Raw genomic sequence first — 12,312 nt, 5'->3', positions numbered from 1 at the left:
TACCCTCGGTCTACCTGTACAAGCAGTCGCGCAGCCTTGTCAGCCCGTCCTGCATTTCTGTTTTTGGGGCCACCATCGCGACCCTGATATATCCTTCTCCGGGGTTTTGACCCGGTCCGCCCTGCGCCAGATAGGCACCCGGCAATACCCGCACCCCGGTCTCTTGCCACAATTTCAACGCCGCAGCCGTGCCATCCTCGACAGGCAGCCACAAAAAGAAACCCGCTTCGGGCGGCTGATAGCCCTGCACTGCCCCCATCACCTGGTCCGCAACCGCATATTTCTCACGATACAGCGTCCGGTTCTCGACGACATGCGCCTCGTCCGCCCAGACTGCGGCGGCGGCGGCCTGCAACGGTCCCGGCAGAGGTGCGCCCGCATAGTTGCGCAATTGCTTGATCTGTCGGATCGTCTCGGGTCCACCCGCCACAAAACCCGACCGCAGCCCCGGCAGGTTCGATCGTTTGGACAGCGAATGAAAGATCGTCACCCGCTCCGGATCGGCCCCGACGTCACGGGCCACCTGCAACGCGCCAACGGGCGGAGTATCGCGGTAGATTTCCGAATAACACTCGTCCGCGAAAATGCGGAAATCATAGTGTTCGGCCAGCGCAATCAGATCGGCCCAATAGTCGCGCGTGGCCACCGCGCCCTGCGGATTGGCGGGCGAGCAGACATAGACAATAGCGGTGCGGTTCAGCACCTCTGCCCCGACCGACGCAAAATCCGGCAAATGTCCTGTGGCGGCTGTGGCGGAAACAAACACCGGTTCGGCTCCAACCGAAAGCGCCGCGACCATATAGACCTGATAGAACGGATTTGGCGTCAGGATGGCGGGTTTCTGGCCGTCCTTCTCTTCGGGGCACAGGGCCATTGCAGCATTGTACAGCCCTTCACGCGTTCCGTTCAGCGCCATGACCTGTGTGCCTGCATCCAGCGAAACGTCGTACCGACGCTGGACCCAATCGGCTATCGCACTGCGCAATTCGTCGGTGCCATCATTCTGCGGATAGGAATTGAACCCTGCCGCGTTCTTTACGATCACGTCCGTGACCCAGGCCGGAAACGCATGTTTCGGCTCGCCAATGGTCATGTGAACCACGTCGCCGCCGGGCGCGTGCACATCCAGCAACCCACGCAGACGCGGAAAAGCATATTCCGGCAGGTTCAAGAACCGATCGGGTAAAATCATACTGCAGCCTCAAGTCGGGATCATTTTTGCCCCGTTAGGCAACAGGTTACAGAGGAGCCCCTGTCCCGTCCAGAGAAACAGGACCAAGCGGAGCAAGTTGTGTCTTTCAGGCCAACGCTCGTTCCGCTGCGGCCCCAAGGCGCAACAACGCCTCTTCGCCGTCCGGTGCGCCCATCAGGGAAATGCCGCAACTGGGCGTCCCGGTCGGAAGCGTCAGGGAACAAAGCCCCATCAGGTTGCCGATGCGGGTGTTGCGCAGGGTCAGCAGGTTCTCGGTCACGTAATACTCGCGATCCTCGTGCAGCCGCTGAACATTGGGCGGCAGGTTCGGCGCTGTCGGGCACAGCACCGCGTCATATCGTGCAGTCGCCTGATCCCACGCCATGCGCACCGACCGCAGTTTCGCCCACGCGGCAACATAATCCGGCCCCGAGAACTGCGCCCCGGCGCGAAACCGTTCCAGAATGGGTTCGTACATCAGCTGCGGGTTGGCCTCGATCACATCGCGCCACAGCCCATAGGCTTCGGCGGTGTAGAGCACCCCGCTCAGGGGCATTGCCTCGTCCAACTCGGGCACCTCGATGGGCGCGATGATGGCCCCGGCATCGGCCAGCCTGTCCACCGCCCGGTCAAATGCCGCGCGCGGTTCCGGCCGGACATCCTGCAACGCGGCGGTCTGCAGCACCGCAAGCCGGCGGCCTTGCAGCGATGCGCCGCGCAGATCGACAGGCTGTCCGCCCTCAAGCGCCGCCAGCATCAGCGCCGCATCCTCTACCGTGCGGGTCAGCGGGCCAATGGTGTCAAATTCCAGACACAGCGGCACCACACCTTCCAGGCTGATCCGCCCCGAGGTGGTTTTTAGCCCCACCAGGTCATTCCAGGCCGCCGGGATCCGGACCGATCCGCCGGTATCCGACCCGATGCCGCACGCCGCGAGGTCAAATGCGACCGAAGTCGCAGCCCCCGAAGACGATCCGCCCGGCACCGCATGAGTATCGTTGACACAGGGCGGGGTCGCGGTGATCGGGTTCAAACCCAAACCGGAAAAGGCCAGCTCGCTCATGTGGGTCTTGCCCAGACAGACGGTGCCCATGCCGGTGGCATTGCGCAGCACCAGCGCATCGTCCGCAGGCACCCGGTCTTTCAACAGGGCGGAACCGGCTTCGGTTTGCACGTCGGCGGAATCGACCAGATCCTTCCAACTGATTGGCACGCCGTCCAGTGGGGACAACCGCCGCCCGACCTGTGCGCGGTGGCGGGCGGCTTCGGCCTCGGCCAAGGCGCGGTCCTGGGTGACCCGGGCATAGATTCGGTCGCGCAGAGGGTGGGACTCAATCGCCGCCAGATAGGTCCGGGTCAGTTCGACCGGGTCGATTTCGCCCGCGGCAATCCCGCGCCCCAGATCCGCCGCGCTCGTTTTCAACCAGTCCTGCATCCTGCTCTCCGTTTCTGGAATGGCCAGACCCTAGCGACAGCACCGCGCATGGACAATCCCGCCAAGCCGACCATATTGCGTGTCATGACACCGGATTCCGATATTATCATCGTGGGCGGCGGGCTGAATGGCCCGGCCCTGGCGCTGGCGCTGGCACAAACCGGCCAGCGCGTCACCGTCATCGACACGCTGCCCGCTGCGACGCGCAAGGATGCAGATTTTGACGGACGCGGCTATGCGCTGGCCCTGACGTCGCAACGCCTGTTGTCGGCGATCGACGTTTGGCCGCTGGTTGCCGACAAGGCCCAGCCAATGCTGGAAATCACCGTGACCGACGGACATGCGGGCAGCGGGTCCTCACCGCTGTTTCTGCATTTCGATCATGCCGAGATCGAAGAAGGCCCGATGGGATACATGGTCGAAGACCGCCATTTGCGCCCCGCCTTTCTGGACGCGATGCAGGCCGCGCCTCTGATCACCCAGATCAACGGCAAGACCGTGGTCGATCAATCGGTCGGCCCAACGGGCGCAATGGTGACCTTGGATGACGGCAAGACGATAAGCGGTCGTTTGCTGGTGGGATCGGACGGGCGCAACAGTGGCACCGCCCGCCGCGCCGGGATCAAACGCACCGGATGGGATTATGGCCAGACCGCTCTGGTTTGTGCCATCGCGCATGAAAAGCCGCATCATGGCATCGCGCATCAGTTCTTTATGCCACCCGGTCCGCTGGCGATCTTGCCGCTGACCGGCAATCGCAGTTCAATTGTCTGGAGCGAACGTACCGAAACTGCGTTGTGGATCAACACATTGGACGATGCCGGATACATGGCGGAGCTGCGCCCGCGATTCGGCGATTTCCTTGGCGAGCTGGAACTGGCGGGCCGACGATTCACCTATCCGTTGAATCTGACCATCGCCAACAGTTTCATAGCCGAGCGCCTTGCGCTGGTCGGGGATGCGGCACATGGCGTTCACCCGATTGCCGGGCAAGGGCTGAATGCCGGATTGCGCGATGTTGCCGCTCTGGCCGAAACCGTGACGCTGGCCGCGCGCCGTGGCGAAGACATCGGCGCACAGACAGCCTTGCGGCAGTATCAACAATGGCGGCGTTTTGACACGGCCACGCTGGCGTTGGCGACGGATACGTTCAACCGGCTGTTTTCCAATGATAACCCTTTGTTGCGCCTGGGCCGGGACCTGGGCTTGGGGCTCGTGAATGCGATGCCGGGACTGCGCCGCAGCTTTATTCGCGAGGCCGCAGGATTGACGGGCGATCTGCCGCGACTGCTGCAGGGCAAAGCGATCTGAGGCAGGATCAGTCGAGCGCGCGCGCTTCGTCGATCAGCATCACCGGAATACCGTTGCGGATCGGAAAAGCCAGCCCGGCGGCCTTGGATACCAGCTCCTTGCGCTCGGCATCATAGCTGAGCGTGGTTTGAGTCTGGGGACAGATCAACGCTTCGAGCATGCGTCGGTCGAAATCCGGTCGGGCATCCATCATTGCAGGGTATCCTCGTTTTTGCCGCCGCGCAGGCCGTATTCGATCAGCGTCACAAGTGTCTCGCGTCGCGTTGTAAGGCAGGGCGCTTCCAGCAGAGCCTGTTTGTCTTCGAGGCCAAAGTCCAGAAGCATGGACAGCGAATTGATCAATAATTCGTCCTCTGCATCCTTGATCGAGTCCCAGTCGGTAGACAAGTGTTGCGCCGAAAAATAGCGGTCCAGCAGATTCATGAAAGCCCGACGGTCAAAGCGGGGGTCGGTTTCCGTTCGCCCAAGGTCGCGGCCAAAGCCGTCCCAGCTGACATCGCAGCGGCGATAGGGCTGGAATCCCTCGCTCTCGTTCAGGATGCGAAATCGCGAGATACCGCACAGGGTAATCATATAGCGACCGTCTTCGGTCTCGGAGAACTGGGTGATCCGGCCCGCGCAGCCAATGCTGTGCAGCCGGTCCTCGCGGCCCAGCATCGGATCTGGCTGCACCATGCCGATCAGCCGCTGCGAGGTTTTCAGCGCATCTTCGAACATCTGCAGATAACGTGGCTCAAAAATATGGAGGGGCAACCGTGATCGGGGCAGCAACAATGCCGACGGAAGCGGAAATACCGAGATCGTATCCGGCAGGTCTGGAGTATGCATCATGCAAACAAACCTAGCCTTGATTGTCGGCTAGGCAAATATCATCGAACTCAGCTTGCGCCGACCATTCAGAACCACCGGGTCATTGGGCTTGAGCGCGTCGAAAATGGTAAACAGTTGCGTCTTTGCCGCGCCCTCGTTCCACTCTCGGTCGCGGCGGAATATATCCAGCAACTGGTCTACGGCCTCTTGAACCTGTCCGTTGGCATGCAGCGCCAGCGCCAGATCGAACCGGGTCTGATGATTGTCCGGCTCAGCGTCCACCGCCGCAATCAGATCGGCCACCGGACCGGCATCGGCGGCCTGGCGGGCCAACTCCAACTGGGCATGCGCGGCTTCCAGTTCTGCGCTTTTTAAGATTTCAGCGGGGGCACCATTCAGGATCGCCTCCGCCTGGTCCAGATCGTCCATCGCAATATGAGAGCGCACAAGGCCACCATAGGCCCCGGCATGATTCGGATCTTCGGCAAGAATGGCGGCAAAGGTCTGAGCCGCGTCCACAGCGGCACCTTCGTTCAGCATCTCTTCGGCGGCCGCAACGGCATCGTTCAACGTATCACCGGGTGCATCGCCGCCTGCCGCCGAAATGACCCGATCTACAAATGCCTTGATCTCGGACTCAGGCAGCGCCCCCTGAAACCCATCCACCGGCTGGCCCTTTAAAAAGGCATAGACCGTGGGGATCGACTGGATCTGCAACTGACCCGCGATCATCTGTGCCTCGTCGATGTTGACCTTGACCATCCTGACCGCGCCCTTGGCCGCCGTGACGGCTTTTTCAAGCATCGGGCCAAGCGTCTTGCACGGGCCGCACCACGGCGCCCAGAAATCCACGATGACCGGGATCTCGTTGGAAGCCTCGACAACGTCGGCCATGAAAGTGGCCTCTGTCGCGTCCTTGATCAGGTCTGCGGGAACTGCGGTTGCGGTGGACAGTTCAATCATCGAGTCATCTCCTTACGGCTTGGCGCTCTATATGGAAGCAGACGCGACGGAAACCAAGAGCAGAGTTTAGAAAACCCGATCTAGAGATCAAAGCAGGCAAAGACCGGAGCGTGATCGCTGGGCTTTTCCCAACCGCGCGCATCGCGCAAGACCCGGCTGGAATGCGCCGCGTTACTGATGTCAGGTGTGGCCCAGACATGGTCCAACCGCCGTCCCTTATCCGCCGCAGACCAGTCCCGCGCACGATAGGACCACCAGCTGAACAGGGGTCCGTCGGGAATATCCTGCCGGGTGACGTCAACCCATCCGCCCGCATCCTGAGTTTCGGCCAGATGCGCGACTTCGGTGGGGGTATGGCTGACGATCTTGAGAAGTTGCTTGTGGTTCCACACATCGTCTTCGCGCGGGGCAATGTTCAAGTCGCCCACAAGGATGGATTTCCGCGGACGCTCAGCGCGAAACCAGTCGCGCATTTCGGTCAGGTAATCCAGTTTCTGGCCAAATTTTTCGTTGACTTGCCGGTCCGGCACATCGCCGCCTGCGGGTACGTAAAAATTGTGGATGGTAACCCCGTTGTCCAACCGCCCAGCGATGTGGCGGGCATGTCCCAGCGCGGCAAAATCCTCGGACCCAACCTCCTCTATAGGCATGCGCGACAGGATCGCGACGCCGTTGTATCCCTTTTGCCCACGCGCAATCATGTGGGTATAGCCAAGCGCGGCAAAACCTTCGGTCGGAATCTTGTCGACCGGGGACTTGCACTCCTGCAAACACAGCACGTCGGGTGTCTGTTCCTGCAGCAGCTTCAGAACGATGGGTTCGCGCAAGCGAACCGAATTGATGTTCCAGGTCGCAAGGGAAAAGGTCATGGCATTCTCAAAGGTTTGGGACGATGCGCCGACCCTATTCATGCGCGCGCGTCTTTGCCAGAGCCGATTCCCGCTTCTCTGGCTCGGAAATCCGCTGGCTGTCCATACTTGCCACAGACGCCGGTCCAGGGCCGCTGTCCCGCCCGAGGTTTCGTCAGTGTTGCCCTATCGGAACGCCAGGAAGCGAAATCCACACGCTGCGGACAAAAACTTCGGAGACGGGCCCCAGAAATGCCCACTGCACGCGCTTATGCGCCAAACCCCCGCCATCGGTGCCTGCTCCTACGGTTCGGATCCGGCCCGTGTACAAGTGCAACAATGGCCAAACAGCACTGAAATCTCTAGGCGCGCGCCGGAACATTAACCGTCAAATCACCTTGGACAAAAAAAGGCCGGGCATTTGCCCGGCCAAGTCCAACAGGGAGGTGTATGTCATAACCCGGACATACGCGGGGTAGGTTTATTATTCAGGCAATCCGCGAGTACGTCTTCGATTCAGATCACTTTTATCAACCATAACGTGTGCAGCTTAACTTGTAAATCTTAACCTTCACGCCACCAGTCGATAGCCTCCGGATTCCGTGACCAAAAGACGGGCGTTGGACGGATCTGGCTCGATCTTCTGCCGCAACCGATAGATATGGGTTTCCAGGGTGTGGGTCGTCACACCGGCGTTGTATCCCCAAACTTCGTGCAACAGAACGTCACGCGGCACCACACCGTCGGTCGAACGGTACAGGAACTTGAGAATGTTGGTTTCCTTTTCGGTCAAGCGGATCTTGCGCTCGTCCTCGGTGATCAACATCTTCATCGCGGGTTTGAATGTATAGGGTCCAAGGGCGAAAACCGCGTCTTCGGATTGCTCGTGCTGGCGCAGCTGGGCGCGAATCCGGGCCAGAAGAACCGGGAACTTGAACGGTTTGGTGACGTAATCATTGGCCCCGGAATCCAGCCCCAGAATGGTATCCGCATCGCTGTCCTGCCCCGTCAGCATAAGGATAGGAGCCTTCACGCCTTGCTTGCGCATCAGACGGCACAATTCGCGTCCATCTGTGTCCGGCAGCCCCACATCCATGATGATCAGATCGTACAGTGCCTCTTTCGCACGCTCCATCGCGCCCTGTCCGTCACCGGCCTCGAACACGTCAAAATCTTCGGTCATGATCAACTGTTCGCTCAGCGCCTCGCGCAGATCCTCGTCATCGTCAACCAGCAATATCTTTTTCAACTGCGCCATGGGCATACTCTCCTGTCGTGTCATTCACAGATGTGTGTGCAATCGTGTCCGCACAAGGAATGCTGCATTGGTTCACACGGTCGTGTCCACGGCAGGGGAAATGTTTCACATTCCGGTAAAGAGCACTTAGGTAGAAGCCAAATCTGAGCAGGAAGACGAAAATGAGCCTAGTGCCGAACATAACCGAATTGTTGGCCCGGGCGCGGGCCGATCTGCGGATGGGTGTTCCTGTCGTGCTGACCGACTCCGACGGGGCTATCTTGGCCATGGCCGCCGAAACCCTGAACGCGGAACGTCTGTCCGATCTTCGAGCGGTAGATCCGGCACCGTTGATCGCCATCACCGTGCGCCGGGCTGAAACGCTCAAGGCGCGAGCCTATGACGGCGACCTGGCACGGGTGGAAATCCCCCGCGATGCCGACCCGGCCTGGGTGCGTGCCATTGCCGATCCGGCAAACGATTTGATTGCGCCGATGAAAGGCCCGCTGGCAACCCGGCGGGGTGGCCCAACCTTGTTGCACAGAACCGCGCTTGCCCTGACCAAGGCCGCCCGCCTGCTTCCTGCCGTGGTTACCGTCGCGCTGCGTGACGGTACGGGTTTCACCAATGACCACGGCCTGACCCGGATCGATGCGATGCTGGCGGCTCCGCATCTGGCCGACCGAAGCCCTCTGTTTTCAGTTGTCAGCGCCCGTCTGCCAATGCAGGTCTCAGAAGCAGGCCGGGTGCATGTGTTCCGCCCCGAGGACGGCGGCGAAGAGCATTATGCGGTCGAGATCGGCCGCCCCGACCGGCAAAAGCCAGTATTGGCGCGACTGCATTCCGCCTGTTTCACCGGCGATCTTCTCGGCAGCCTGAAATGCGATTGCGGCCCGCAGCTGCGCGCCGCTCTGGCGCAGATGGGCCAGCAGGGAGCGGGCGTGTTGCTGTATCTGAACCAGGAAGGGCGCGGAATTGGGCTGGCCAACAAGATGCGCGCCTATTCCCTGCAGGATCAGGGGTTTGACACGGTTCAGGCCAATCACCGTCTGGGTTTTGAGGATGACGAGCGGGATTTCAGGCTGGGTGCGGACATCCTGAAATCGATGGGGTTCTCGGCCGTCAAATTGCTGACCAACAACCCGGCCAAGATCGCAATGATGGAAAAGTCCGGCGTTCAGGTAACCGAACGTGTGCCGCTGAAAGTGGGCGAAACTGCGCATAACCGTGGGTATCTGGCGACCAAGGCCGCCAAGTCCGGGCATATGCTTTGACCCCAGCAGACATGGTTCTGACGCCGCGCGGCCTGCGATTTCGCGGCCAGCTGTACCCCTGCAGCATCGGGCGCGGCGGCGTATCGGCGACCAAATCCGAAGGCGACGGAGCAACCCCGACGGGGACACATCGCATCACCGGCTTGCTGTATCGCCCGGACCGTTTGGCGCAGCCAGCCCCTTGGGCGCGCGCCATTCGGCCTACGGACCTGTGGTCGGACGATGTGGATGATCCGTACTATAACCAACTGGTGCACGCACCACACAGGTACAGCCACGAGCACCTGCGGCGCGCCGATCCGCTGTACGATCTGGTGCTGCTGACCGACTGGAACTGGCCGGATGCGCAACCGGGCCGCGGTTCGGCCATCTTCGTGCATCAGTGGCGCCGTCCCGGATATCCGACCGAGGGTTGTATCGCCTTGGCCCGCCCGATTTTGCGCCGGATTGCCCGTCTGGCCCCGCCGGGCACCCGTCTCACCGTCCCGCTGATATCTTTCCGGTCCTGACCCCCGGCGTTTCAGCCCACCGGAGCCGCGGCTCGTTCGCCAAATATCGCAGAACCGACCCGAATATGGGTCGCACCCAAAGCAATCGCGGTTTCGAAATCCGAACTCATGCCCATCGAAAGGCCGGACAGCCCATTGCGTTCGGCGATCTTGGCCAGCAGGGCAAAATGCAGCGCCGGTTCCTCATCGACAGGAGGAATACACATCAGACCACGCACCGGAAGATCCAGGGCCAGACAATCGGCGACGAATTCATCGGCCTGGGATGGTAACACCCCCGCCTTCTGCGCCTCTTCGCCGGTGTTGACCTGGATGAACAGGTCGGGGCTGCTGCCGCGTTCTTGCGCCAGCCGGGCCAGCGTATTCGCCAGTTTTGGACGGTCCAGCGTATGGATTGCATCGCACAGTTCAACCGCCTGGCGGGCCTTGTTGGTTTGCAGCGGCCCAATCAGATGCAATGCGACCCCGTCGAACCGCTGACGAAAGGTCGGCCATTTGCTGGCCGCCTCTTGCACCCGGTTTTCACCAAAACAACGATGCCCTTGTTCCAGGACCGCCTGAACCCGGTCGTTGGGCTGCACCTTGGATACCGCGATCAATACCGTCGAGCCGGGGGCACATCCGGCGGCGGCTTCTGCGGCAGAAATGCGGGTTTGGATGTCTTGCAACGGCATCGGATCCTCTTTGGCAGCTTGTGCACCAGAAACACCAGACCGGCGCAAAAGAAAAGGGCGGGCCACAAAGGCCCGCCCGAATTTCAGGTCAAACGTGTTTCAGCTTAGAAGCTGAAGTACACACCGGCCTGGAACTGGCTGTTGTTGCTGTCAGCAGCCGATTGAGCGTAACCCGCAACGAATGTGCTGCCGCCACCCAGGTCGTACTGATAGTTGATGCCGAACGCGGTACCGTCCACCTGTCCCACGGCATTAGCAAAGCCGACAATGCTTTCATTATTTGCATCAAGCAGAGCACCATCTACGTCAGTGCTGTTGACCCAGGCCAGGAGGTTGCTGGCGGCACCAATGTCCATGTTGCCTTCCAGCGTCCAGGAGTCGGCCACATCGTTGGAACCGTAGGCCAGCTTGGCACCGAACTGGCCCCAATCAGCACCAGCAGCCAAGAAGTACATTCCGTCTTCTTGATCATAGGCCCGGCCGTTGACGTCGGTGTAAACGAGCGGATTGTTATCAACAGACTGGTACGCACCGGTGACATAGTAGTCACCGAAGCTGTAAGTCAGCATGATGGCCAGACGGTCTTCACCGGTAACGCCGGGGCCGTAGTCATTGTCTTGGCTGAACGAGACATGGCCAGTGAACCCACCGACAGTGTACAGTGCTTCAACACCATTTGCACCAGCGCTAGTCGAGCTGTACGCATCCCAGCCGAACGTTGTGCCAGGTGTCAGGAAGTTGCTCGAAGTCGGGTCGACGTTGATACCCTTGATCGGCAGCGACATGAAGTCCATGCCGTCAATACCAGTGCCGGCCGAACGGGTGCCGGTGGTGTACAGGCCGGGTGCGTTTTCAACCGCGCCGATGATGTTGCCGACGTTGACGATCAGGCCGCCATAGGTCACGCCAAAGCGTGCGCCGTTGAACACTGCGCCGCCTGCGCTACCGTCACGGCTTTCAGCCTGGGCCCGGAAGCGCGCGTTAAAACCAACACCGCCGTCGGTTTCAGTCGACATATCCACCTGCAGACGCAGACGCGATGTGATGTTGGTTTCAGAGACCCCGTTGTAGTTGGGGTTGTTGCCATTGTTGTAGTCAGAATCATTGGCTTGGTTAAAGTCCAAACCAAAACGGCCGTAACCGCTCAGGCGAACGTCTGCTGCTGCCATGCTGCCCAGAGCGATCAGCGCAGTCGTCGCGAAGAGAACTTTTTTCATCGTTTTTCCCTCGGTTTTCAAATCATACGCCCAAACCGGGGAATCCGGCGTGGGTATGGAGAGGGGTTTCGCTCTTTCCGGCCCATTTTGGCAAGTGCTCGCAGTTGGGTGGCCGCAAAGTCGTATAAATTGGTGCAGCTTTGCCACAGTCCCGTTTTCCAAACTTCCCGCGACCCGACCCTGGTTCGCCTCGCAGCACCGGCATCCGCTCAGGCCTGTCTGACTAAGCTCTTGCCCCACATTGCTTGCTTGGGTAGGAACCTGTGCAACTGTTTATCGGGATTTGGTGATGGCGCTGCATAACGGACTGAAGGTTATACTGGTCGTATCGATCTGTCTGGGGCTGACGGCCTGCGGCAATCGGCGTTCCGCTGACGGCGGAGCACCGGTGAGCCCGCCACTCTCGGATTTCGAAAGCAACAACCGCGAATCGGCGGGCTTTACCGGGGCAGGCGGCTCGACGATCTGGGACGCATTCGGACCGAACAAGACGGAACAGACAGTCAATGTGAACCGGTATCTCTGGGCCGCCTCGCTGGATGTGCTCAACTTTCTGCCGATAACGGATGTCGATCCTTTCACCGGCGTCATTATCACAGGATACGGAACCCCGCCGGGCGGTGGCCGCAGTTATCGCGCCACGGTGCATATCAAGGACCCGGCGCTGGACGCGCGGTCGCTGACGGTCGCGCTGCAAACCAAGGGCGGCCCGGTCAGTGCCGGAACCACCCGCGCAGTCGAGGATGCAATTCTGTCGCGCGCCCGGCAGATGCGGGTCAACGACAGCCGTCTCTGAAACGCCGGACGCCACCATAACAAATACGCGCCGGGTCCTTGCCCGG

Annotated in this window: 13 protein-coding genes; 4 read left to right on the top strand and 9 right to left on the bottom strand. The window is 60.6% G+C overall.

Features of this window, described 5'->3' with window-relative positions; translation table 11 throughout:
• Positions 1-10 precede the first annotated feature (10 nt).
• Entirely contained in the window at positions 11-1,192 is a 1,182-nt protein-coding gene (locus tag NANH_RS0114810; protein ID WP_027262755.1) for an aminotransferase class I/II-fold pyridoxal phosphate-dependent enzyme, read from the bottom strand.
• A 106-nt stretch (positions 1,193-1,298) separates the two neighbouring features.
• Positions 1,299-2,627, bottom strand: a complete 1,329-nt coding sequence (locus tag NANH_RS0114805) for an amidase (protein WP_027262754.1) — start codon at positions 2,625-2,627, stop codon at positions 1,299-1,301.
• Positions 2,628-2,675: 48 nt separating this feature from the next.
• On the opposite strand from NANH_RS0114805, the gene NANH_RS0114800 reads away from it, so the two are divergent.
• Positions 2,676-3,938: an FAD-dependent monooxygenase gene (locus NANH_RS0114800; protein ID WP_407694959.1), complete on the top strand. Its 1,263-nt coding sequence runs from the start codon at positions 2,676-2,678 to the stop codon at positions 3,936-3,938.
• A 7-nt stretch (positions 3,939-3,945) separates the two neighbouring features.
• Here NANH_RS0114800 and NANH_RS0114795 read toward each other — a convergent pair whose 3' ends face one another.
• The 5 genes from NANH_RS0114795 to NANH_RS0114775 all read right to left on the bottom strand — a co-directional run bounded on the left by NANH_RS0114795 (position 3,946) and on the right by NANH_RS0114775 (position 7,817).
• A complete protein-coding gene (locus NANH_RS0114795) occupies positions 3,946-4,131 on the bottom strand; it encodes a Trm112 family protein (RefSeq protein ID WP_027262752.1) in 186 nt (61 codons plus the stop codon).
• Entirely contained in the window at positions 4,128-4,769 is a 642-nt protein-coding gene (locus NANH_RS0114790) for an LON peptidase substrate-binding domain-containing protein (RefSeq protein ID WP_027262751.1), read from the bottom strand. Before NANH_RS0114790 ends, NANH_RS0114795 begins: the two co-directional genes overlap by 4 nt.
• 27 nt (positions 4,770-4,796) lie before the next feature.
• Positions 4,797-5,711 carry a thioredoxin gene (trxA, locus tag NANH_RS0114785; RefSeq protein WP_027262750.1) on the bottom strand — a complete coding sequence of 305 codons (915 nt, stop codon included), beginning with the start codon at positions 5,709-5,711 and terminating at the stop codon, positions 4,797-4,799.
• An 80-nt stretch (positions 5,712-5,791) separates the two neighbouring features.
• Complete coding sequence (locus NANH_RS0114780; protein WP_027262749.1) at positions 5,792-6,580, bottom strand: exodeoxyribonuclease III; 789 nt, start codon at positions 6,578-6,580, stop codon at positions 5,792-5,794.
• 550 nt (positions 6,581-7,130) lie between these two features.
• Positions 7,131-7,817: a response regulator transcription factor gene (locus NANH_RS0114775; protein ID WP_027262748.1), complete on the bottom strand. Its 687-nt coding sequence runs from the start codon at positions 7,815-7,817 to the stop codon at positions 7,131-7,133.
• A 161-nt stretch (positions 7,818-7,978) separates the two neighbouring features.
• On the opposite strand from NANH_RS0114775, the gene ribA reads away from it, so the two are divergent.
• Together ribA and NANH_RS0114765 are read left to right on the top strand one after the other, a co-directional pair.
• The gene (gene ribA / locus NANH_RS0114770; RefSeq protein ID WP_027262747.1) at positions 7,979-9,070 is read left to right on the top strand and encodes a GTP cyclohydrolase II; all 1,092 of its coding nucleotides are present in this window, start codon (positions 7,979-7,981) and stop codon (positions 9,068-9,070) included.
• An 11-nt stretch (positions 9,071-9,081) separates the two neighbouring features.
• Entirely contained in the window at positions 9,082-9,579 is a 498-nt protein-coding gene (locus NANH_RS0114765; protein WP_027262746.1) for a L,D-transpeptidase family protein, read from the top strand.
• Positions 9,580-9,590: 11 nt separating this feature from the next.
• On the opposite strand, the gene NANH_RS0114760 is transcribed toward NANH_RS0114765, so the two are convergent.
• Entirely contained in the window at positions 9,591-10,253 is a 663-nt protein-coding gene (locus NANH_RS0114760; RefSeq protein ID WP_027262745.1) for a YggS family pyridoxal phosphate-dependent enzyme, read from the bottom strand.
• 104 nt (positions 10,254-10,357) lie between these two features.
• The gene (locus tag NANH_RS0114755) at positions 10,358-11,470 is read right to left on the bottom strand and encodes a porin (RefSeq protein WP_036049884.1); all 1,113 of its coding nucleotides are present in this window, start codon (positions 11,468-11,470) and stop codon (positions 10,358-10,360) included.
• A 289-nt stretch (positions 11,471-11,759) separates the two neighbouring features.
• Between NANH_RS0114755 and NANH_RS0114750 the strand changes: the two genes are divergently transcribed.
• On the top strand, positions 11,760-12,266 hold the full coding sequence (locus NANH_RS0114750) for a DUF3576 domain-containing protein (protein ID WP_027262743.1): 507 nt from the start codon (positions 11,760-11,762) through the stop codon (positions 12,264-12,266).
• The last annotated feature ends 46 nt before the right edge of the window (positions 12,267-12,312 follow it).

Source organism: Sedimentitalea nanhaiensis DSM 24252 (assembly GCF_000473225.1).
Lineage (GTDB): Bacteria > Pseudomonadota > Alphaproteobacteria > Rhodobacterales > Rhodobacteraceae > Sedimentitalea > Sedimentitalea nanhaiensis.
Note: the sequence above shows the minus strand (reverse complement) of the source record. Positions and strands in the feature narration are given on the sequence as shown.